19 protein-coding genes and 10 tRNA genes are annotated in these 21,055 nt (G+C 39.2%); 20 read left to right on the top strand and 9 right to left on the bottom strand.

Going from position 1 to position 21,055, the window contains the following annotated elements; all coding sequences use genetic code 11:
• Positions 1-4 precede the first annotated feature (4 nt).
• From L1S31_RS09400 to L1S31_RS09390, 3 genes are all read left to right on the top strand, one after another.
• Positions 5-1,408 (top strand): efflux transporter outer membrane subunit, encoded by a 1,404-nt coding sequence (locus L1S31_RS09400; RefSeq protein WP_236464474.1) that lies wholly within the window; start codon positions 5-7, stop codon positions 1,406-1,408.
• 94 nt (positions 1,409-1,502) lie between these two features.
• Complete coding sequence (locus tag L1S31_RS09395; protein WP_236464473.1) at positions 1,503-1,670, top strand: hypothetical protein; 168 nt, start codon at positions 1,503-1,505, stop codon at positions 1,668-1,670.
• A 32-nt stretch (positions 1,671-1,702) separates the two neighbouring features.
• Positions 1,703-2,596 (top strand): lysophospholipid acyltransferase family protein, encoded by an 894-nt coding sequence (locus L1S31_RS09390; RefSeq protein ID WP_236464472.1) that lies wholly within the window; start codon positions 1,703-1,705, stop codon positions 2,594-2,596.
• Between the two features lie 188 nt (positions 2,597-2,784).
• Here the strand turns inward: L1S31_RS09390 and L1S31_RS09385 are convergent, their stop codons facing one another.
• Positions 2,785-3,315 (bottom strand): YceI family protein, encoded by a 531-nt coding sequence (locus L1S31_RS09385; RefSeq protein WP_236464471.1) that lies wholly within the window; start codon positions 3,313-3,315, stop codon positions 2,785-2,787.
• A 778-nt stretch (positions 3,316-4,093) separates the two neighbouring features.
• Here L1S31_RS09385 and L1S31_RS09380 point away from each other — a divergent pair.
• The 11 genes from L1S31_RS09380 (at position 4,094) to L1S31_RS09330 (ending at position 6,708) form a co-directional block, all read left to right on the top strand.
• Positions 4,094-4,166 (top strand) — tRNA-Arg (locus tag L1S31_RS09380).
• Between the two features lie 5 nt (positions 4,167-4,171).
• Positions 4,172-4,244, top strand: a tRNA-Arg gene (locus tag L1S31_RS09375).
• Positions 4,245-4,315: 71 nt separating this feature from the next.
• Positions 4,316-4,387 (top strand) — tRNA-Asn (locus L1S31_RS09370).
• 84 nt (positions 4,388-4,471) lie between these two features.
• A tRNA-Lys gene (locus L1S31_RS09365) sits at positions 4,472-4,548 on the top strand.
• A gap of 18 nt (positions 4,549-4,566) precedes the next feature.
• Positions 4,567-4,637, top strand: a tRNA-Asp gene (locus L1S31_RS09360).
• Positions 4,638-4,642: 5 nt separating this feature from the next.
• Positions 4,643-4,715: transfer RNA gene (locus L1S31_RS09355), tRNA-Pro, on the top strand.
• Between the two features lie 8 nt (positions 4,716-4,723).
• Positions 4,724-4,807: transfer RNA gene (locus tag L1S31_RS09350), tRNA-Tyr, on the top strand.
• Between the two features lie 5 nt (positions 4,808-4,812).
• Positions 4,813-4,884, top strand: a tRNA-Gln gene (locus tag L1S31_RS09345).
• A gap of 4 nt (positions 4,885-4,888) precedes the next feature.
• Positions 4,889-4,961, top strand: a tRNA-Phe gene (locus L1S31_RS09340).
• A 228-nt stretch (positions 4,962-5,189) separates the two neighbouring features.
• A tRNA-OTHER gene (locus L1S31_RS09335) sits at positions 5,190-5,250 on the top strand.
• Positions 5,251-5,610: 360 nt separating this feature from the next.
• Positions 5,611-6,708: a slipin family protein gene (locus L1S31_RS09330; protein ID WP_236464470.1), complete on the top strand. Its 1,098-nt coding sequence runs from the start codon at positions 5,611-5,613 to the stop codon at positions 6,706-6,708.
• 62 nt (positions 6,709-6,770) lie between these two features.
• Here L1S31_RS09330 and L1S31_RS09325 read toward each other — a convergent pair whose 3' ends face one another.
• From L1S31_RS09325 to L1S31_RS09305, 5 genes are all read right to left on the bottom strand, one after another.
• Positions 6,771-7,535: a DUF4382 domain-containing protein gene (locus L1S31_RS09325; protein ID WP_236464469.1), complete on the bottom strand. Its 765-nt coding sequence runs from the start codon at positions 7,533-7,535 to the stop codon at positions 6,771-6,773.
• Positions 7,536-7,799: 264 nt separating this feature from the next.
• A complete protein-coding gene (locus tag L1S31_RS09320) occupies positions 7,800-8,570 on the bottom strand; it encodes a DUF4382 domain-containing protein (protein ID WP_236464468.1) in 771 nt (256 codons plus the stop codon).
• A 157-nt stretch (positions 8,571-8,727) separates the two neighbouring features.
• Positions 8,728-9,120 (bottom strand): hypothetical protein, encoded by a 393-nt coding sequence (locus L1S31_RS09315; RefSeq protein WP_236464467.1) that lies wholly within the window; start codon positions 9,118-9,120, stop codon positions 8,728-8,730.
• A 203-nt stretch (positions 9,121-9,323) separates the two neighbouring features.
• Positions 9,324-10,394: a proline iminopeptidase-family hydrolase gene (locus L1S31_RS09310; protein ID WP_236464466.1), complete on the bottom strand. Its 1,071-nt coding sequence runs from the start codon at positions 10,392-10,394 to the stop codon at positions 9,324-9,326.
• Between the two features lie 131 nt (positions 10,395-10,525).
• Positions 10,526-12,304, bottom strand: coding sequence for an AMP-dependent synthetase/ligase (locus L1S31_RS09305; protein ID WP_236464834.1), 1,779 nt, complete (start codon positions 12,302-12,304; stop codon positions 10,526-10,528).
• Positions 12,305-12,423: 119 nt separating this feature from the next.
• Here L1S31_RS09305 and L1S31_RS09300 point away from each other — a divergent pair, with 119 nt between their 5' ends.
• Positions 12,424-14,349, top strand: coding sequence for an LTA synthase family protein (locus L1S31_RS09300; protein WP_236464465.1), 1,926 nt, complete (start codon positions 12,424-12,426; stop codon positions 14,347-14,349).
• Between the two features lie 179 nt (positions 14,350-14,528).
• Here L1S31_RS09300 and L1S31_RS09295 read toward each other — a convergent pair whose 3' ends face one another.
• Positions 14,529-14,921 carry an SRPBCC family protein gene (locus L1S31_RS09295; RefSeq protein ID WP_236464464.1) on the bottom strand — a complete coding sequence of 131 codons (393 nt, stop codon included), beginning with the start codon at positions 14,919-14,921 and terminating at the stop codon, positions 14,529-14,531.
• 97 nt (positions 14,922-15,018) lie between these two features.
• The gene (gene pyrE / locus L1S31_RS09290; protein ID WP_236464463.1) at positions 15,019-15,660 is read right to left on the bottom strand and encodes an orotate phosphoribosyltransferase; all 642 of its coding nucleotides are present in this window, start codon (positions 15,658-15,660) and stop codon (positions 15,019-15,021) included.
• 7 nt (positions 15,661-15,667) lie between these two features.
• Here pyrE and L1S31_RS09285 point away from each other — a divergent pair, with 7 nt between their 5' ends.
• The gene (locus L1S31_RS09285; protein ID WP_236464462.1) at positions 15,668-16,270 is read left to right on the top strand and encodes an NUDIX hydrolase; all 603 of its coding nucleotides are present in this window, start codon (positions 15,668-15,670) and stop codon (positions 16,268-16,270) included.
• 8 nt (positions 16,271-16,278) lie between these two features.
• Here L1S31_RS09285 and L1S31_RS09280 read toward each other — a convergent pair whose 3' ends face one another.
• Positions 16,279-16,800, bottom strand: coding sequence for a hypothetical protein (locus L1S31_RS09280; RefSeq protein WP_236464461.1), 522 nt, complete (start codon positions 16,798-16,800; stop codon positions 16,279-16,281).
• Between the two features lie 281 nt (positions 16,801-17,081).
• Between L1S31_RS09280 and L1S31_RS09275 the strand changes: the two genes are divergently transcribed.
• The 4 genes from L1S31_RS09275 to L1S31_RS09260 all read left to right on the top strand — a co-directional run bounded on the left by L1S31_RS09275 (position 17,082) and on the right by L1S31_RS09260 (position 20,894).
• Positions 17,082-17,834: a hypothetical protein gene (locus tag L1S31_RS09275; RefSeq protein ID WP_236464460.1), complete on the top strand. Its 753-nt coding sequence runs from the start codon at positions 17,082-17,084 to the stop codon at positions 17,832-17,834.
• Positions 17,835-17,871: 37 nt separating this feature from the next.
• The gene (locus L1S31_RS09270; RefSeq protein ID WP_236464459.1) at positions 17,872-19,392 is read left to right on the top strand and encodes a hypothetical protein; all 1,521 of its coding nucleotides are present in this window, start codon (positions 17,872-17,874) and stop codon (positions 19,390-19,392) included.
• A 206-nt stretch (positions 19,393-19,598) separates the two neighbouring features.
• On the top strand, positions 19,599-19,868 hold the full coding sequence (locus tag L1S31_RS09265; RefSeq protein WP_236464458.1) for a zinc ribbon domain-containing protein: 270 nt from the start codon (positions 19,599-19,601) through the stop codon (positions 19,866-19,868).
• Positions 19,869-20,894 (top strand): ligand-binding sensor domain-containing protein, encoded by a 1,026-nt coding sequence (locus L1S31_RS09260; RefSeq protein WP_236464457.1) that lies wholly within the window; start codon positions 19,869-19,871, stop codon positions 20,892-20,894.
• Positions 20,895-21,055: the final 161 nt, after the last annotated feature.

Raw genomic sequence — 21,055 nt, 5'->3', positions numbered from 1 at the left:
GATTATGAAACGATATATAAAAACAAGTGTAGTGTTGTTGGCCGTAATGGCCGGCTTCACAACATTTGCCCAACAAAAAATAACAGCTGAGGTTCCGGGAACTTACCGAAATGCAACGGTGACCGACACAACCAATATAGCTGACATTAAATGGAAATCCTTTTTTGAGGAAACCGATTTGGTAAAACTAATCGATGCCGCATTGGCAAAAAACAACGATTTGCAGATTGCCGATAAAAATATTGCCATTGCCAACAAACAGTTCAGCCAAAGTAAATGGGGCAATGTCCCGCAGTTGAATGCGTTTGCGAATGCAACAAGTACCAGGCTTTCGGATAACAGCCTTAACGGGAAAAACATTAGCCAGTCCTTGGGGCAACACCATGCAGATGATTTTTCGGCGGGATTGAACCTGTCGTGGGAAGCCGATATCTGGGGCAAAATCAGGAATACCAAAAAAGCTGCACAGGCAGCATACCTGCAGACTGCCGAAGCCAAAAAAGCACTGCAGACATTGATTGTGGAAAATGTTTCGAAAGGATTCTACGATTTGCTGATGTTGGATGCCCAATTGGCGATTGCCAAAAAAACATTGGAATTGAACGACAGTACCCTTTTTGCCGTAAACCTGCAGTATGAAGCAGGTCAGGTTACTTTACTGGCTAAAGAACAAACCGAAGCACAGCGTTTGATTGCAGCACAGTTGATTCCCGAATTGGAAAAGAATATCCAACTGCAGGAAAATGGTTTGAGTGTATTATCCGGGACTTTTCCTGATGCCAAGGAAAGAGCGAGCAAACTCGAATCACTTATCGTTAAGGAAAACCTTGCTGTTGGGATTCCGTCACAATTATTAAGCAAAAGGCCTGATGTAAAAAGCGCTGAGCTGGCTTTAAAAGCAGCCAACGCCAGAGTTGGGATTACCAAAGCAACCCTGTATCCCTCATTAACCATTACGGCTGTTGGCGGAGTAAATGCTTTTGAGTCGAGTAACTGGTTTACAATGCCGGCATCACTTTTTGGTTCCGTTGCAGGAGGTTTGACCGCCCCGTTGTTGAATGGCAAAAAACTGCGTACCCAATACGAAATAGCCAAACTGGAACGCGACCAGGCAGCAATACAATTCAGGCAGACGGTTTTGACAGCCGTTGCTGAAGTTTCGAATGCTTTGGTAAAAATTGAAAAACAAAAAGAACAATACACCCTTGCCAGTGAAAGAGTGGAAACCCTTAAGAAAGCAGTAAGCAATGCCACTTTGCTTTTCAGGAGCAGCATGGCGACCTATTTTGAGGTAAACAATGCTCAGGGTAATCTGCTTCAGGCAGAATTGGAACTTGCCACTGTCCAAAAAGAACGATTGTCATCCAATGTAGAGTTATACCGTGCTTTGGGTGGCGGATGGGAATAAAAAACTATTATAAATTATAAATTTTGAATTCTAAATTAAGGCATCATTTAAAATTTAAAATTCAGAATTTAAAATAATACCAAATTATAAAGACATGAAAAACGTACTATTTACCGACCGCATCAAATGCCTATTGGGCAATGAATGCCACACTGCTGATGAACAGCAAAACGAAATCCAACAAGAAGAAATCAAGGATGAAGATACCGAGTCAAGGCTGAATTTCCAGTTGTTTGATATCGATGAGGTATTTGCCAATTGATTCTTAAACGCTAATCCAAACGATATATAAGAATGATCAACTTATTGCTTTACCCAGTCTCACTGATTCCGTTGCGGGTTTTATACATAGTATCGGATGTATGTGCCTATTTATTGTACCACGTTTTCAAATACCGCCGCAAGGTGGTGAAGGCGAACATTGACCGGTCGTTCCATTATCTTGATGAAGCGGAACGGCTGGACATTGAAAAAAGGTTCTATAAGAACTTCTGTGATCATTTTATTGAAACCGTAAAATTGCTAACAATGACAGAGCAGGAGTTGAGGCAGCATATTACAGCCGACTATTCCGAACTTGAAAAAATACTGGCAACCGATCAGAACGTCCATATTTATCTTGGACACCAGTTCAATTGGGAATGGGCTAATGCGCATGTGGCATCGGCATTCAAGAATACCAATGTTGTGGTTGCCTACAAACCCATATCAAGCAAATCATTCAATAATCTAATGCTGAAGTTAAGAAGCCGGTTTGGGTCCAAAATGGTTTCCTCCATGAATATGAAAAAGGAAATGGAAACTTATGCCGATAACCAGCACATCTTGGTTTTGGTAGCCGATCAGAATCCGAATAAGCCCATGAAGAGTTTCTGGACTTCTTTCCTATCGCAGCGTACTGCCTTTATCAGTGGCACCGAATTGTATACAGCCTCACACAAGACGCCGCTTCTTTTTGCAGAGATCATCCGTGAGGAACGGGGGCATTACCGATTTGTACTGACGCCGGTTTTTGATTTTACCAAACAATATAAAACCGGAATACTTACAGCCATTTTTACCGAAAAGCTCGAGCATACCATTCAGGCGCATCCTGAAAATTATTTGTGGAGCCATAAGCGATGGAAGCATATTTATAAAAATGAATACAGCAAACGATTTTTTGACAAATCGATAACTGCACACTAAAAAACAAGGTATATCCTATGGAAGCTGTACCGCAGGTTAGGCGGCTTATGCTGATGATGGATGTGATTAGGTTTTTTGTTGGGTCCCGGAGTGATGTCCGGGACTTTTTTTATTAAATGAAAAACCGCCTGCGTGATTAGCTGCAGACGGTTTTCAATCAACCTAACATCATTACTCTATTTTTAATCTCATTGTTTTACAAACTGCATTTCAGCGCTTAGTTTAATTTCTTCACCAACCAATACGCCACCAGTTTCCAAGGCTGCATTCCAGCTAAGGGCAAAGTCCTTACGGTTTATTTTTCCATTTACCGAAAGCCCGATTTTGGTATTTCCCCAAGGGTCTTTCATTTGCCCACTGTATTCGGTTTCCAAAGTGATGTTTTTGGTCACGTCTTTAATGGTCAAATCACCATTGATTTCGAATGTACCTTCGTTTATCTTTTTAACCGAAGTACTTTTAAAATTGAGTACAGCAAAGTTCTCTACATCAAAAAAGTCAGCACTTCTCAAATGATTATCGCGATCGGCATTACCGGTATTGATGGAATTCACCTGAGCTGTAAAGCTGATTTGGGAAGTTTCGAAAGCATCATCCTGGTTTTCAATCAATGCATCGAATTGGTCGAATTTACCTGATACATTGGTAAACATCATGTGTTTTACCTTAAAACCTATTTCTGAGTGGGTTGGGTCAATTGCCCATGTTGATTTTGTCATTGTTTTATTTTTTAATTGTTAGTATCATTTTGATAGTACAAAGTTAGGACGGGAGTTTAAGTTGGGCACTTAACCTAGATTAAGAAACAAAAACTATATTTGCTTCCGAAATGAAAAACAAAATGGTACATACACGCTCACTATTTATCGAAAGAAATGACAGCTTTCAGGGGAAATACCCTTGTGGAGTGTTAGGGCGCAGCATGTATTTTAATGATTTTTGATAGTATTTGATAGCACAAATAATGATAAAACATACATGAGCGTCCTTGAAAAAGGGCGCTTTTTTTATGTCAAAAAAGGAAATAATGAAAAAATAATAAAAAAGTTTTAAAAAAATAATGAATGCCTAAACCAAATAGCGAAATATAGCCTTGAAAAGTAACCGAATGAGAGACAGTCAGTTGGTAAATTTCAACCTCTGCCCCAAGTGGCGGACAAGGATTCTCATGCTTTTAAATTACACATAACTAATTGATAATCAACAAAATAAATTCAAAAAACATTTGGAAGTTAGTTTTTTTTGACTTTATCTTTGCCGAAGAAATTTAAGAACACGAAATAGGAAAAATGAGAACAATCGATTTACTATATAACGCAATACAACAAAAACAAAATACTATGAATACAGTATTTATTAATAAAGGACAATCAGTGCGCCCGGATTATTTTGGGTACAGCATACAGGTGCAAATGCATAAGCCATAGGGTATAGAATTCCTTATGCAATGATACGAAGCACCTTTAACGAGGTGCTTTTTTTATGCCTTATAATTTTGGTTCTGAAGCTCAAATGGATGAGCAGCTGTGTACGAAGCAGTAGGTTAAAGGTTCGAGTCCTTTCAGGGCCACAATAGGTCTCATAGCTCAAATGGAAGAGCTACTGTCTTCTAAGCAGTAGGTTGGAGGTTCGAATCCTTCTGGGATCACAAATTATGAGTTTTCAAATGGAAAGAGGTTTAATTTAAAATTTAGAATTCAAAATTTAAAATAGTAATAAGATTTCGTAGCTCAATGGCAGAGCGGTGGGTTGTTAACCCAAAGGTTGGAGGTTCGAGCCCTTCCGGAATCGCAAAAAAGGATGGATATAGGCACATTGGGCGAACTAAAGTTCGCTTACCTGAAGCCCACTGGGCTTCCTCCTTTTAATTTCAAAGATTTTGTAGCTTAATTGGTTAGAGCATCCCGCTTTTAACGGGAGGGTTGGAGGTTCGAGTCCTCCCGGAATCACCAGTTCAATAGAAAGGACCCGGCTTATTGGGGTAATGGTAACCTTTCCGACTGTCTCTCGGAAAACACGGGTTCGATTCCCGTATAAGCCGCAAAACTGGGAAGATAACGATTGGCTGTTTACCTGCTTTGGATGCAGGAGGCTGCAGGTTCGAGTCCTGCTTCCCAGACTAAAATTGGAAGTGCGCCAAAGTTGGAGAGTTGGGCCGGTCTGTAAAACCGTTGCTGTAAAGCTGAGTAGGTTCGAATCCTACTGCTTCCACTGATAGGCCTGTGATGTAATGGCTAGCATACAGGATTTTGATTCCTGTTGTTCAGGTTCGAACCCTGGCAGGCCAACAAAGGAACAGTGGTGTACTTGGTGTGCACGTCGGTTTGAAGCACCGAAGGTATTAGTTCGATTCTAATCTGTTCCACTAAAAAGAAGTTTAATTTAAAAATGTATTGTTATGAAACAATATTTCACAGTATCAAGCGGGTCTTGTTGGGTGTTTCTGTATAGCACCATTGTGGTATTCTTTTCGCGAAAGCGGATGATGCTTTACCATTCAACTCGACTTGGAGGTTTTAGGAAGTTTGCCAAAATAACTTTCTACCATTAGGATCTATGGGTCGTGGGTTCGAATCCCACTCCCGATTATCGGGATAGTTCAGAGGTTAGAACAATAGGGTTGGTTGTCGCAGGTTCGATTCCTGTACGCATCTGTCACATGCGTTAGCTCAATTGGTAGAGCACTACACTTTTAATGTAGGTTGAAGAAGAGTTGCATTTGCTCTTTAAAATTGAATGCTCAGGAAAACGGTTTTGTCTTTGTTGGCAATGATGAATATTAGTGTTCAATTTTTGCACTTAGGCCAAAACCAGAAAACAGGAAGAGACTGGAGAATTTATTTTGCTTCGTTGTTTGCTTGTGTACAAAAGCTGTTTTAGGGCTTTAGGCACACAAAAAATAATACGGAACCATTGTAAAGGATTGAGTTGACGATTGCTTTTCCGTTTTGGAATGAGGATAAAGCCAAACCGTTTTCTTATTTAAAATTTAATAATAAAAAAAGAATGAAATCATGTTTAAAGTAATTAGAATAAATGCCTTCCAGGTAGGTTTGGTATTTGAAAATGGAAAATTAATCAAGGTATTGCGCGAAAGCGGTTATTGGTTGTTTGGTAGCAAAGATGTTTTGGTATATGAAATGAGCCAAATGTTTAAACCTCCAATCGAATTGGATATCTTGATGCAGAATGAGGCATTGGCTGAGATGTTGGAAGTTGTAGATGTGGCTGATACCGAAATCGCCTTGCAGTATGCCAATGGTAATTTCAAGGAAGTGTTGACCGCGGGTCGTTATGCTTTCTGGAAAGGTTATACCAAAAACGAATTTACCAAAGTGGATTTGTCTAAAGTGTACATCACTGAGCAAATTCCGGTGGCTTTGTTCGAGAACATCAAATTGAGGGCCTATGTAAGGCGCTTCAGCGTATTGAACTATGAAAAAGGGTTGTTGTTTGTAAACGGAATGTTTGTTAAGGAATTGACAGCTGGTACTTATTACTTTTGGAATAACGCCATCACAGTTGAGGTTAAGAATATAGATATCCGTCAGCAACAAATGGAAATTTCTGGTCAGGAATTGTTGACCAAAGACAAAGCAGCATTGCGTATCAACTTCTTTGTGAAATACCAGGTAAAGGACATTGTCAAAGCCTTGGTAGACAATAAGGATTTTGACAAACAATTGTATGTCACCATGCAGTTGGCGTTGAGGGCTTTTGTAGGTAGTTACACCTTGGATGAATTGTTGGGCAGAAAGGATACTATTGCCAAAGATATCTTGGCAGAAGTAACTGCAACAATAAAAGATTTGGGTTTAACTGTATCCGATGCGGGTATCCGTGATGTCATCTTGCCTGGAGATATGAAAGAGATCATGAACCAGGTGTTGGTGGCAGAGAAGAAAGCACAGGCCAACAGCATCATGAGGCGTGAAGAGACTGCAGCGGTACGAAGCATGTTGAATACCGCTAAGTTGATGGAGGAAAACGAAATGTTGTGGAAATTGAAAGAGATGGAATACGTTGAAAAAATCGCGGATAAGATTGGTGAAATCACCATCTCAGGTAGTGGTAACATTATCGGTCAGTTGAAGGAGATTTTCGTTAAATAAAAAAACCACGGGTAATATACTCGTGGTTTTTCGTTTTGGCTAGATATGTAAAGGTGATGCGTTTAAAATGTGAGCGTGCCCAGATTGGTTGTGGTTCCGGCATTTACGATGACATTTGTTTGGATTATAGGCAATAAGGGTAAAGCAGGAGTAACAGTAACGGTGTAGGCTCCGGGTGTTAAGCCCGAAATCTGGAACTGTCCAAATTCGTTAACGCCACTTGAATAATCAATACCTGTTGAGGAAGTGGCAGTTACACTTGCGGCAACTCCGGCAGGAATCACTCCTTTGATGTTTCCGGTTGTGGCTGTAACTATGGTTCTCAGTACAGGTTTTAATTTGTAGGTTCCGTTTCCGGTTTGGTGTATCGATGAATTGGCGTCAAAATCAATGAGGACCATGTTCTCAATATCGGCGACCAAATCCTGGTGTACCTGCAATTTTAGACCTGATTGCTCAGCACTTGGTGTATCCAATGGATACGTGACACCATCAACAACTACACTATTGTTTGGCCCCAATATCAATCGGATTTGCTCTACTCTTGAATCAGCAAGTGTGCTCACTGCAATTAGGGTGTCTACGCCATTTGAAAAATCAAGAAGATTGTAGATGCCCGCAGTTGTATTTAGGTTTACAGTCTGTCCATTGCTTCCTTTGACTTCTACGGCACGCAGGTCGATATTCACGGCGTCGTAAGGACCTGGAGCATCGGTCATACGGACTTTATACGAGTAGCTTCCGTCAGCTGAATCGGAACTACTGCTGTCGCAGGAGTATAGTACGATTCCGGCTGCAACACATAGTAAATAGATTATCTTTTTCATTGTATTTTATTTAAAACTCTGAATTAGGTTTCACAGCATTACAAAGTTCTGCTAATTGTGTTTAGGATTGTTTTAGGATTATGTGAACAATTTTCATAATTTCCATACACTACAGGCGTTCCCACTAGCCCCGATGGGAGCTGGCTACCGTGTAGCGCGTACAGCGGGAGGATTCATCCTGATAAAGCGATTGTGGAGCTCCTTAAAAAAAGAACTCCCCAGGATATGGGGAGTTCTCTCGTAACAAATAGTTTTTTAGGGCTATTAGAAAACAATAGCGCTGGCTGTGGTATTTTGGTTAGCTGTTACTGTAATATTTGTTTGAGTCGCAGGCAACAAAGGCAATACCGGAGTTACGGTCAGGTTGTATACTCCCGGTGGCAGACCTTGTATTTTGTAATTCCCCGAAGCATTAACACTTGTTGAATAAATGTTGCTGCTGTTTGAAACCGAAACTGCAGTTACAACTGCTAATGAGGTATTGGTATCACCCGAGATGCTTCCCTGTGCAGTAGCATTGATGGTTCTGATTACCGGTACAATTTTATAGGTATTGGCGCCAGTAGCCACAATAGAATTGTTGGCATCAAAGTCAAGCAGGATTTCATTGGTTCCGTCTGCATCCAATGTCTGGTTTACGTTTAATGTCAAACCTGCTCCATCAGAAGAGGCAAAACTTAAAGGATAACTGGTTCCGTCAACTACGATGGTGCTGTTTGCTCCTAAAGTTAGTTTCAACTGGCTTACCTGATTGTCCTCAAGGTTACGTGCTGCCAGTTCCACGCTGTTCCCGTTGCTGAGTTCCAAAAGGTCGTAAACTCCCAAATCGTCGTCAAGTGTTACAGTGTTTCCATCTCCATCAACAATGGCGATACTTTGGATGTCAACATTTACTTTGTCATAAGGGCCTGGCGCATCGGTCATACGTACTTTGTACGTATAGTCACCACTGCCTGCAACCGAATCATCGTCGTTGCACGAATTGAACATAGCTGCTCCTGCAATTATGCTCACCATAAAGATTAATTTTTTCATAGCATTTAAATAATTAAATTAGTAGATATGCAAAGTTTGATAATCTCGACGAGAGCAGGCTTACAGAATATTTGGAGATTGTTACAGGATTCCACAAATAAAAAAACGCCTGCGGAACTGGTCCACAGGCGTTTTCTCACTATGAAAATTACTTACTTTACTTCATTTTTCCGTTAACTGTTGCCACTGCTGCACCAACACCGGCTGCCAATACAAACGAACCTAAGATATCGATTGCCATGTATTTACAGTCAATAGTGTCACTGGTCATGTTCATAAAGAAATGGGAACACAATCCCATGAACAGGGCAATACCAATTGCCATTTTAATTCCGGCACCTACATTAGAAATGCCTTCACCTTGTGAGAAAACCCAGGAGATTAAAAACCCGAAAGACATGCAGCCTAAAAAGATATGCAGCATATTTTCCTTTGCACCTGGTTCCATAGGCATCATGTCATGTAACAGCATGCCATAAACAACCCATCCTAATAAGAAATCTACAATTCCACCGACGATTCCGCCGACAATAAAGTTTTTTACATTCATAATTAAAAGTTTAATGGTTAGTGGAATAAAAGTATATATAATTAAACAATTGTTAAAAATTAGTATAATTAATTATTAACTATTTAAAAATCAATATTGTTAATAACGTTTGTGCTAAAAAAATGAAAAATTTACAATTTCATATTGCATAAAAAAAGCCTCCTGAAATGCAGGAAGCTTATATATGATAGTACAACCATTGATTATCCTTTTTTGAAATTACCGCTGTCTACATCCTTTAAAAATTTGATTACACCCGGAAAATAATGTTCCTGGTCATCATACTGCGAGCAGTGGCTTCCATTTGGGCAGTATAAAAAACGTCCGTTTTGGACTTCTTTGGAAATCCATTCCATGTGTTTCGGATCCATCGTATCGTATTTTGCCCCAATAACCAGCGTTGGAATTGTTAGTGTTTTCAAACGTGCCGTAACGTCCCAATCCTTTAAGGTTGCATCACCGGTAATGCCAAACTCACTTGGTCCCTGCATGTATACATATACATTAGGATTCAGATGCTTGAACGCTCTTGTAATCGACTCAGGCCATTCCTCAATCGGTTTTCTCAGGATGTGTTCGGTGTAATAATATTTGAACAGCAATTCGGTGTAGTGTGGATTTGTATAATCCTTGTTGGCTTCAAATTCCTTGATTTTATCAAATACCTGTTTGTCCAACTGCGGGCCAAGTACGTCTTCGGCATATTTGTTATAAGCAGGTGCACTTGCCATCATGTTGGCGATGATGAGGCCTTTTAAATTTTTCTGGTACTTCAATGCATATTCCATCGCAAGGATGCCACCCCAGGATTGTCCCATCAGATAAAAATTGGAATTATCCAATTTCAAGGCTTTGCGGACCTGTTCCACTTCCTCTACAAAACGTTCGTTGGTCCATAGCTGATTGTCATTGGGTTGGTCGCTGTAATAGGAACCCAATTGATCGTAATAAATGTATTCAATGCTTTCCTGAGGAAAGAACCCGTCAAAGCATTCAAAGAATTCGTGTGTTCCGCCAGGGCCACCATGGAGTAAAAGGACTTTTATTTTGGGATTGTTGCCTACGGTTTTTGTCCAAACCTTAAACTTGCCCACAGGCGTGGTAATCGGAATCATTTTGATGCCACCGGTTGCCTGGTCATCCCTGTTGGAAAAATCGAGGTAACTGTTTTTTGAAGTTTCTTCTGTTGCCGAAGTAGCGCCTTCGGTTTTATTTTCCCTGCATCCAGAAAATAAAAGTATAGTTAACAATGCGCTTATAAATTTTATTTTCATAGTGAAAGGTTTTAAGGTTAGTTAGAGTCGTATATCTTATATTTGATATTAAGAGGAGGAAGCCCAGTGGGCTTCAGGTACATGAGCTTTAGCTCATTTTATATCTTCGTAAAATCAATTTGAGACAAACCTTAGTTTGAATCATATATTTTATGAAACAGATTAATGTATTTTTCCATTACAATCTTGCGCTTCAGTTTCATCGTAGGTGTCAAATGCCCGGCAGGAACAGTCCATAAATCGGGAGTTAGTTCAAACTTCTTGATTTTTTCCCAGTTTCCAAATTTCTCATTAATCGTGTCCACTTCCTGTTGGATGCGCTCAATGACTTTTGGGTTGGCAATGATTTCCTCGTTGGTTGTCCCAATATCCGTTTTGTGTAGTTTAGCCCATTCCTTTACAAATTCGAAATTAGGCTGGATAAAGGCAGCCGGCATTTTCTGTCCGTCACCAATGACCATAATCTGCTCAATGAAACGCGATTGCTTCATGGCGTTTTCCAGTAATTGTGGTGCAATATATTTCCCGCCTGAAGTTTTGAACATCTCTTTTTTGCGGTCGGTAATCCTAAGGAAGCCTTCGGCATCTACTTCTCCAATATCACCTGTGTGGAAATAACCATCAACAATGGCTTCTTTAGTTAAGGCTTCATCTTTGTAATAACCCATCATCACGTTAGGACCTTTGCAGAGGATTTCGCCATCGGCAGCGATTTTGACTTCAACATTCCGGATGATCCTTCCGGCAGTTCCTATTTTGAAACCTCTGTTGCGCATGTCATTCACCGATATTACCGGTGAAGTTTCAGATAGGCCGTAACCTTCCATTACATATATTTCGGCAGCAGCGAAAACCCTTGCCAAACGTGGCTGAAGCGCGGCACTTCCGTTAACAATCAAATCGAGTTTGCCACCCAAACCTTCCTTCCATTTGCTGAAAATCAGTTTGCGGGCAATCTTTAATTCCAGTTCATACCAAAAACCATTGGCACCATAAGGTTCAAATCGAAGTCCGATGTCAATCGCCCAAAAGAACAGCTTCTTTTTTATTCCGGTAAGTTCAGAACCTTTGGCAATAATCTTATCGTAAACTTTCTCAATAAGCCTTGGAACGCCCGTCATTACGTTTGGATTCACTTCCTTGATATTATCGGAAATCTTTTCAATCGATTCACCAAAATAGATTGCTACACCATAGTATTGGTAAATATAGGTCACCATCCGTTCGTAGATATGGCAGATGGGAAGGAAGCTCAGCGCACGGCTTTTTCCTGCGTCAAAAGGAATGCGTTCGGCACTATCCAGTACATTCGAAACGATATTGTTATGCGAAAGCATTACGCCTTTTGGTTTTCCGGTTGTTCCAGAAGTATAAATTATCGTGGCCAATTCCAATGGCTGCACCTTGTTTTTGCGTTCTTCAACTTCGTTCTGATTGCTTTCGTCTTTCCCAAGTTCCAGCAATTCCGACCAATTTTTACAGCCTGCAATCTGGTTAAATGAATAAACTTCCTTCAGCTTTGGAACATTTCCTTTAATCTGGTTCACCTTGTCCAGAACTTCGTCATCAGAGACAAAGCAATACATTGCTTCCGAGTGGTTTAGGATGTACTCATAATCGGTTTCTGAAATGGTTGGGTAAATCGGCACCGTTTGTGCTCCGGTCTGTAAAACCCCAATATCCATAATATGCCATTCGGTCCTGTTGTTGGAGGAAATGATGGCAATCTTATCATTTTTCTGAATTCCCATTCGCAACAAAGCCCTCGAAATGGTATTGGCCTTTTCAATGTACTCTTTGGTTGAGGTTTTAATCCACTGACCATTTTGTTTGGTAACCAATGCGTCGTTGAGGTTATAATTTTCCAGCTGATGGTACGGAAAGTCAAAAAGTCTTGTGATTGGAGTCATTCGGATGCTAATTTTCATGCAAATTAAATAATATTAGCGTGATGCACAATATTAATTTAAAATATGGCAGCATTTCCCCTGAAATATGTAGTTTTGCTTTGTTCCTTTTGAAACCATTTATGAAAAGATACCCACGTTTACAAGAGTATAAAGTGCTGGCCATTAGAATTTTACTGGCTTATGTTTTTTACTCCGTTGCCCGAGTTTTATTCTACGTTTACAACAGTTCCCTCATCAAAGTTGACAGCACGATTGATTTCCTGAAACTCTGTTACCACGGACTGGCTTTTGACACGACAACCATCCTGTACATCAATGGATTATTTATTTTGGGTTCGATTATCCCAGCCTTGAAAAACACTCAAAAAGGCTATCAGAAAGTACTTTTCTATCTTTATTTTGTACCCAACCTGTTGGCGTATGCTACCAACTTCGTTGATTTCATTTATTACCGCTACACCTTCAGCAGAAGCACGCGTGCATCCTTGGATACCTTGGAGCACGAGAGCAACAAAGGCTTGTTGTTCCTGGACTTCCTGATTAATTACTGGCATGTGTTTTTATTATTTTTTATACTGGCGTTCCTTTGGATCTGGCTTTACAAAAAAACCAAAGTGCAGCCTGTTACCGAAACCTCCAACCTGAAGTATTTTGGTTTTTCAATACTGAGCATTTTGTTGATTGCTACCATCTGCATTGGAGGAATACGTGGTGATTTCAAGAAAAGTACAAGGCCAATCAATATCCTCGATGCCAGCCGTTATGTTTCGAATGTGTCGCAGTCGGATATTGTTTTGAATACGCCCTTTGCGATCATACGCACCTGGAACACCAATACATTCAAGAAAGTGAATTTGGTTTCCAAGGCAGAGGCAGACCGTCTTTTGGTACCTATAAAACACTATCAGAACAATCAGCCCAGCAAACCCAATATTGTAATTTTCATCTTGGAAAGCTTTGCGCGGGAATATAATGGCGCTTTTAATAAGGGAACTAAAATCCCTGATTATGAAGGGTATACGCCATTTGTAGATTCGCTGTCACAGCACAGTTTGATTTTTACCAATGCGTATGCCAATGGCTGGAAATCGATTCATGGCGTTTCTTCGGTGATTGCCGGAATTCCGTCTTTTCAGAACGCATTTACGTCATCGCCTTATCCAAAACAAAAAATAGAATCGCTGGTTTCAACGCTGAAAAGTGAGGGTTATGACACTTCCTTTTTCCATGGTGCGCCGAATGGATCGATGGGGTTTTTAGGCTTTGGGAATATTTTGGGTTACGACCATTATTATGGTAAAACCGAATATAATAATGACGCTGATTTTGATGGCGTTTGGGGAATTTGGGACGAACCATTTTTCCAGTATTTCAACAAAACGCTTTCGCAGAAGAAACAGCCTTTTATGGCAACCTTATTTTCGGTTTCGTCGCACGAGCCGTATAAAGTTCCCGAAAAATACAAAGGCCGATTCCCAAAAGGGAAAGTCAACATCAACGAAAGCATTGGTTACACCGATTATTCGCTAAAGCAATTTTTTGCTGCCGCAAAGAAACAGCCTTGGTATAAAAACACGATTTTCGTTATGGTTGCCGATCACGGAAACACCATTGCGTATGACGAATACAAAAAGGAATTCAATAAGAATACAGTTCCGATTTTGTTCTTTTCACCCGATGAAAAATACGTTGGTGTCAACACCGATTGGGCGCAGCAGATTGATATTTATCCGACACTTCTGGATATGATTGGCTACCAAAAGCCATTCAGGAGTTGGGGTAGAAGCCTGATTAACGACAAGCAGGTTTCGCCGTTTGTAGTAAAATATGGCTCGAATATGTACCAGTTTATGAGTGGCGGTTACATCTGCACTTTTGACGGTAAAAAAGCCATCGGTTTTTATGATAAGAATGATAAAGCGATGGAACACAACCTGATTTCAAAACGAAATGCTGCTATGGATTTGCTGGAATTGCGATGCAAGGCGTTTGTACAGGATTATATGGAAAGGGTGATTGATAAGCGGTTGACAACGATTAAATAAATACTGTCATTCCCGCGAAGGCGGGAATCTATTTTGTATAGTTGTGGATTCCCGCCTTCGCGGGAATGACAAAGTGGATTAATAAAAAAGCGACTTTTAAGTCGCTTTTGTTTTTATGATATAAGATTTACGAAGTACGATATACGATTCTATATCAATCGTAAATCAAATATCGTAAATTATAATTTATTCATGTTTTCCGCTAAGGTCTCAATAAACTTCGAGATTGGGCCTTTAATCATCATCGCCATCATTGGGTTGAATTCGCCTTCAAAATGCAATTGCACTGCGCTTTGGGCATCATTCAGGGCGTCAATATTTGCAGTTAAGGTAAACGGAAGTTTATCGCTGGCTGCAGCCAATACCACTTTGGAATGCGGCGTTTTGTCCTTCATCTTCAATTTGATTTCAGGCATTCCCTTTAAACCAAAATTAAAGATATCATCACCCAAAACTTCAAATTTGGCAATGTTTTCGGGCATAAGTTTTTCAAAGTTTTTTACATCTGATAACGAATCAAATAAGTATTGTGCCGATTTTGCTACGGTAACTTTTGGGCTTTCTAAATTCATGGTGTTGTTTTTTATTTTAGAAGAAAGAAGCAAGAGGCAAGACCGCTTCGCTGAAAGATTATTTTCCTTCTTCTTGTTTCTTCGTTCTTGTTTCTAATTATACACTCCAGGTTGATGGGCTTTCACGCCATTCCTTTAATGTTTTGAGTTCTTTTTCGGTGATATAATTTTTGGCTACAGCCAAATCCAATAAATGGTTATAATCGGCCAAAGTGTGTAAATCTACATTCGCTTTTTTGAAGTTCTCTGTAGCAACATCAAAGCCATAAGTAAAGATAGCGACCATGCCTTTAACGTGCACTTCGGCTTCTTTCAAGGCTTCCACGGCAAGCAGGCTGCTGTTTCCGGTACTGATCAGATCTTCGACAACGACTACATTCTGGCCTTTTTGAAGAAAACCTTCCACCTGGTTCTGCCTTCCGTGTTTTTTAGGTTCAGGACGCACATAAACAAACGGCAGCCCCATGTATTCGGCAACAAGCATTCCGATGCCAATGGCTCCGGTTGCGACTCCGGCAATGACATCAGGTTTGCCAAATTCCTTCTCAATATGCTTGGAAAACTCTTCGCGGATAAAATTTCTTATCGGCGGAAACGACAGTACCAGTCGGTTGTCACAATAAATTGGAGAGTTCCAGCCCGAAGCCCATGTAAAAGGATTTTTTGGATTCAATTTAATTGCATTTATTTGTAAAAGCAATTCGGCTGTTTTTTCGGCTGTGTCTTTATTAAAAATCATAGTACAAATGTATAAAGTTTTTGTCAACGACAAACCTCTTTTTTTAACAAACGAAATCGCCAAGGAGACCGATTTTCAATTGTTTTTGCTGGAAAGCATTGATATTGAGCAACTCATCATCAAAATGTTCCAGAACAAAATCCAGAAAGCTTCTTTGTACTATCCTGACGAGAAAGCGATACTGAAAAAGATGAAGGAGAAAATCCCGGTTTGCAAAGCCGGAGGTGGATTGGTTTACAATCAAAAAGGCGAAGTCCTGTTTATTTTCAGGAATGGAAAATGGGATTTGCCCAAAGGCGGCATCGAAAAAGGCGAGGAAATCGAAGAAACTGCGATGCGTGAAGTAGAGGAGGAAACTGGTGTTGGAAGACTTTCCATCAACCGCAAACTCCAGAAAACCTATCACGTTTTTAAACGCAACGGAAAGTACAAACTGAAAGTGACGCATTGGTTTGAAATGCAGACCGATTTTGTTGGCATCCCAAAACCGCAGGAAAACGAAGGCATCGAAAAAGCGGTGTGGCTCAAACCCGAAGAAATCAAAGAGGCATTGAAGAACTCTTTTGAAAATATCAAATTATTGTTTGAAGAAGAAAGGCTCCTAAAGTAGGAGCCTTTTTATTTTTGGGATAATTTTTCCAACTCGGCCTTGAGGAGTTTTTCTTCGTATTGAAGCAGTTGCTGTTTTATCCTAAGCTTTGTGAGTTCCGGCAACCCGGTTTGTTTGAGGCTTTTTAAAGCCCTATGTTCAATCATTTTCAATAAGACCGGATCTTCGTTGAACCCGGGTACGGATTTTAAATGCTCCGTGGTCTGCAGTGCCTTTATGCTTAACGCATATTTTTGCTCCATTGCTTCCAGCTTACGCCTTAACTCCTCCATTTGGTATTCATTTTCCCGCAGCAGGCGATGCAGCTTCGTTTCCAGGATGGTTTCCTGTGATGCTGCCGCAGGGAATTTTTCGAGCTGTTTGTTTTGGGAGGCGTTCAATAGCTGCGTTAATAACGGCCATGCAGGTAAAGGCAGCCTGCGTTTCGCCGCTTCGAACATCGACCATTGGCCACGGGGAATCTTTAACAACATTGCCATTTCAAGTTGGGTAAACCCAAACAGCGACCGGATGTTTTTTTCTGCTTTCATGGTGGTTCTTTTATTTTCGCTAAACAAAAATGCTGCCAGAGTGTTTCACTTTGATTTTAAAAATCATTCTGCAACGTTTTTTGTTTCACTTTGAAATTTAAAATCATTCTGCAACGTTTTTTGTTTCACTTTGAAATTTAAAATCAAAGTGAAACACATAACTTGTTGATAATTATTGGATAGCGGAAAAGGGCAGAAGGCAATTTGTAGTATATTAGCTTAAAACTTATGATGCGCGATTTCGTGTTTAAATAAGTTAGGCAAAATTTAAAGCACTACACATGAAAACATTTCTTAGCTACGACTTCATTCAGATAGGTTTGATTACAAGATTTTTGATGAATCTTGAAAAGCATAATACAGTTAAAGTTGTTTTAGCTCAATATGGCGCATTAGAAGCACAACTTGAGGCTGCTAATTTAAACGTTTCACTTTCAGGATTGCAGAATATTAATTTGTTGACTGAAACGATGGAGAAAATTAGAAAGTTAGATGAGAAGGCTACAATGAGTGATGAATTATGCTCGCAGCTTAAACAACAACTCTCAATTTTAGAAAAAATTATATTTTCTGAATCAAGAACTAAAAATCTATATATAATTCCTGAACGAAGATACAATAGTGGGTATCTGCTTAATCAACCTGAAAAATTGTTAAAAGAAAACCTTTTTGGAAAACTTTCAGATATTGCAAAATACGATTTTGCTGCTGCTTGTCGCTGTTTGTCTTTCGGAGAAGGTACAGCCTGTGCATTTCATATACTTAGAGCCACCGAAGATATTTTGAAAGAATATTATTTTAAATATAAAAAAACTAAACGATTAGCAAAACCCATGTGGGGCCCAATGACAAATGAATTGCGGAATAAAAAAAAGCCTAAACCTGATGACACTATTTTAAGCGCTTTAGATGTGGTTAGAATTTCTTATCGCAATCCAACTCAACATCCTCAGATTACTTATGATTTAGACAGCGCTCAAGATTTATTTGGAGTTTGTATTGATTTAATAAATAAAATGGCTCAAGAACTTTAAACTTTGCCTAACAGCCGTTTGGCGTAATAGCTCCTACATGCTCCGCCGTAAACCTAACGGTTTCCACAAATCCTTCTTCACGCAGAATATTTTTCTTAAATTTACCGCTACTACGTCAAGCGGCGGAACGTTAGCAGCTATTTCAAGTAACATCCACTTAATGAGTCAAAAAATTACAAATAGTCATTTCAAGGAAATAATATCTGGTAGAAAGACCAAATTAGATATATATGGTCATCATCCGACTGCCCCAGATATTTCTATTCTAAATGAGGAAAATAAAATAATTGTTAGAGGTAGTTTTGAAATGCATGAGGATATAGTGTTTGAACCAGGCGAAGCCTACGCAAAAGATATATTTTTTGATGGTGGCATATACCGAAATATTATCTTCAGAGGAGGGAATTTTAAAAGAATATTTTTTAGGCGAGGAACTTATAACGGATTTGTAAGTATTAGAGGGGGACAAATTGAAAATCTCATATTAATCGGCGGTACATTCAATCATTGGTTGGGAACATTAGATGGAAAAGACGAAATAGAAAATGGAGAAGCTTTAGCAACAGATGAACTTGAAATAAAAAGATTCGAAATTGAAGGAGGCAATTTTGCTACAGGAATTTGGATTGCTGGAGGCAAAATAGATCGTTTAGAAATAAAAAGTGTTACTCCTATAAAAATTCATTGTAAACCAAATGACGATAATTCTTATGATACTGAATCCGGCCAATATATTTCACGATTTAAAAATTCGATACCGAGAATAAAAGATTTAATTGTCTCTCGATATTCTAATAAAGATAATTTTTATCATTTCAGCCAGATAAGTCTACATTCATTTAAATTTATAAATTTCACAAATCTTGGTAACATTACTATTTCTAAAATAGAGATAACAAAAGATTTATATTTTGAAAATTCTGATTTAGGTAAAACAACTTTTATTGATTGTAATTTTTCTCAACAAAACTTATTTTTCGACAGTTCAAAAATTACAGACATTTCATTAGCAGGCGCACTTCTTCCAGGCCCAAAAAATATTAAAAGCCAAAATGCCCAAAATTTAAAATCTCAGAAAAGATTAGCATTAAGCCAAATCAAAAAAGTATATCAAAGTATGGGTGATATGGTAACTGCAGGAACATATCAAGCAGAGGAATTAAACACCTATATGAGTACATTAAAACTTGGCTCGGAAAAAATTACTTTAATTCTCAATAGACTAACTAATTATCATGGGCAAAGTTGGATTAGAGCGTTTGTAGCTTTGGTTATAAGCAGTTCATTATTCTTCACCCTCTATTGTTTGCAATTAGGCTTTTACGTAGACTTTTCAGGACAAGAGAAAAATTATTTTTGGGAGAACGCTACTTACATTCTTGAATTTATAAATCCAATCAGAAAGAGTGAATTTTTACCTAAAGTTATTGCTAATAAGAATGAATATGAGATTCCCAATAAAGTAATATTGATAGATAGTATCGCCAAACTTGTAAATGCTTATATTATTTTCCAATTTATTGCGGCTTTTAGAAAATATGGTAAGAAAAGTGAATAAAACAGCACCCAACAGCCGTTTGGCGCAATATCTCCTAAATGCTCCGCCGGAAACCTAACGGTTTGTTGCGCCACTCGCTTCGCTCGTGTCCCGAAATCCTTCTTCACGCAGAATATTTTTCCTAAATTTACTGCTACTACGCCAATCGGCGGAACGTTAGGGGCAACCCTACACACGAACACTTGTCAAAACTAAAGACATTCAAAATGGACAAAGAATTTAAAAGCTGTCAGTCTTGTGGAATGCCACTAAAAAGAGACGAAAAAGGAGGTGGAACAAATGCAGACAAAAGCATTAGCAAAAAGTATTGTTCCTATTGCTACGAAAATGGCGAATTTATTTATAAAGGCAATAACGTCTTAGAATTTCAAGAATATTGTAAACATAAAATGATGGAAGGCGGACATTCAAGATTTTTTTCTTGGTTATTTACGAGAGGAATGAAACGTTTGGATAGATGGAAACCTAAAAAATAAATGAGAACTATCATCCAAATGAAAACGTTAATCCTAGTTGTCGGACTGCTAATTTTTCTTACCTGTAATTCGCAGGCAATTAACGAAAATCCCAAACTTGTAAAAACACAAGGCTCTACTCCAAAAGCAAATGTTCATCGCGGATTACTCGATAAAAAAGGAAATCTATGGTTTGGCACAACAGGAGAAGGAATTTATCGTTATGACGGAAAGCTGTTCCATCAATTTACAGTAAGCGATGGTTTGAGTAACAATAATATTTCCTCAATCTTAGAGGATAAAAATGGAAACATCTGGTTTGGAACAGATAACGACCTTACACTTTTTGACGGCAAAAAGTTTACAAGCGTTTTTATTTCCAAAACTAAGAATGGGGTTCTGAGCATTATGCAGGATAGAAATGGAATTATTTGGTTGGGCACCGATGATGGTGTATACTGTTACGACGGTAAATCTTTTGAACGCTTTCTGGATAAAAAACAAATTGTAAACAATGACCGACTTACCCTTAAATCGATTGAATCCATCTTAGAAGATAAAAATGGGAATATATGGTTTGGGTCCTATGTTAGTGAAGGTATCTCGCGTTTCGATGGCAAATTTATAACGCAGATTAAACCAAATGTTACACTTAAACCATTTGGTTATGTAAGGGTTATGTCAATGCTGGAAGATCGGAATGGCAATATATGGTTTGGTACTGCTGATGGTGCGTACAAATATGATGGCATAACCTTAATTAATTTTGCTGAAAAGGAAGGTATTGATTGGGTTTATTCTATGCTGGAAGATAAAAATGGGAATATTTGGTTCGCTACCGAAAAAGCAATCGGGGGCATTTATGTAGGTGGAGGTGCCTGGCGCTACGATGGAAAATCATTCACAAATTACACTACAAACGAAGGCCTTGTCCACAACGGAGTTTTCACTATAGTAGAAGATGCTTCCGGAAAACTTTGGTTCGGAACCAGAAATGTGGGATTGAGCATGTTTGACGGAATACGTTTTACTCAATTTTCAGAGTAAAATAGGGCAGCCGCTAACAGCCGTTTGGCGTAATAGCTTTTTTTGTCTTTGGCTGCGCCCCGTTCGGCGTTCCGCCTCGGGTCTTGGAAAATACTCTGAACATCAAAATTTCTTATTACATTTATTATTAACTTGCCGCCACTGCGCAAAGCCGCGGAACG

It is taken from the genome of Flavobacterium wongokense (assembly GCF_021608265.1).
GTDB lineage: Bacteria > Bacteroidota > Bacteroidia > Flavobacteriales > Flavobacteriaceae > Flavobacterium > Flavobacterium wongokense.
This window is presented reverse-complemented; position numbering and strand designations above follow the sequence as displayed.

What these genes read in the sequence shown, in the direction of transcription:
- L1S31_RS09310 (WP_236464466.1), bottom strand. Translation starts at nt 10,394, where the DNA reads ATGAAAATAAAATTTATAAGCGCATTGTTAACTATACTTTTATTTTCT.
- L1S31_RS09395 (WP_236464473.1), top strand. Translation starts at nt 1,503, where the DNA reads ATGAAAAACGTACTATTTACCGACCGCATCAAATGCCTATTGGGCAAT.
- L1S31_RS09385 (WP_236464471.1), bottom strand. Translation starts at nt 3,315, where the DNA reads ATGACAAAATCAACATGGGCAATTGACCCAACCCACTCAGAAATAGGT.
- L1S31_RS09285 (WP_236464462.1), top strand. Translation starts at nt 15,668, where the DNA reads ATGTATAAAGTTTTTGTCAACGACAAACCTCTTTTTTTAACAAACGAA.
- pyrE (WP_236464463.1), bottom strand. Translation starts at nt 15,660, where the DNA reads ATGATTTTTAATAAAGACACAGCCGAAAAAACAGCCGAATTGCTTTTA.
- L1S31_RS09305 (WP_236464834.1), bottom strand. Translation starts at nt 12,304, where the DNA reads ATGACTCCAATCACAAGACTTTTTGACTTTCCGTACCATCAGCTGGAA.
- L1S31_RS09265 (WP_236464458.1), top strand. Translation starts at nt 19,599, where the DNA reads ATGGACAAAGAATTTAAAAGCTGTCAGTCTTGTGGAATGCCACTAAAA.
- L1S31_RS09320 (WP_236464468.1), bottom strand. Translation starts at nt 8,570, where the DNA reads ATGAAAAAATTAATCTTTATGGTGAGCATAATTGCAGGAGCAGCTATG.
- L1S31_RS09330 (WP_236464470.1), top strand. Translation starts at nt 5,611, where the DNA reads ATGTTTAAAGTAATTAGAATAAATGCCTTCCAGGTAGGTTTGGTATTT.
- L1S31_RS09275 (WP_236464460.1), top strand. Translation starts at nt 17,082, where the DNA reads ATGAAAACATTTCTTAGCTACGACTTCATTCAGATAGGTTTGATTACA.
- L1S31_RS09390 (WP_236464472.1), top strand. Translation starts at nt 1,703, where the DNA reads ATGATCAACTTATTGCTTTACCCAGTCTCACTGATTCCGTTGCGGGTT.
- L1S31_RS09300 (WP_236464465.1), top strand. Translation starts at nt 12,424, where the DNA reads ATGAAAAGATACCCACGTTTACAAGAGTATAAAGTGCTGGCCATTAGA.
- L1S31_RS09325 (WP_236464469.1), bottom strand. Translation starts at nt 7,535, where the DNA reads ATGAAAAAGATAATCTATTTACTATGTGTTGCAGCCGGAATCGTACTA.
- L1S31_RS09280 (WP_236464461.1), bottom strand. Translation starts at nt 16,800, where the DNA reads ATGAAAGCAGAAAAAAACATCCGGTCGCTGTTTGGGTTTACCCAACTT.
- L1S31_RS09270 (WP_236464459.1), top strand. Translation starts at nt 17,872, where the DNA reads ATGCTCCGCCGTAAACCTAACGGTTTCCACAAATCCTTCTTCACGCAG.
- L1S31_RS09315 (WP_236464467.1), bottom strand. Translation starts at nt 9,120, where the DNA reads ATGAATGTAAAAAACTTTATTGTCGGCGGAATCGTCGGTGGAATTGTA.
- L1S31_RS09400 (WP_236464474.1), top strand. Translation starts at nt 5, where the DNA reads ATGAAACGATATATAAAAACAAGTGTAGTGTTGTTGGCCGTAATGGCC.
- L1S31_RS09260 (WP_236464457.1), top strand. Translation starts at nt 19,869, where the DNA reads ATGAGAACTATCATCCAAATGAAAACGTTAATCCTAGTTGTCGGACTG.
- L1S31_RS09295 (WP_236464464.1), bottom strand. Translation starts at nt 14,921, where the DNA reads ATGAATTTAGAAAGCCCAAAAGTTACCGTAGCAAAATCGGCACAATAC.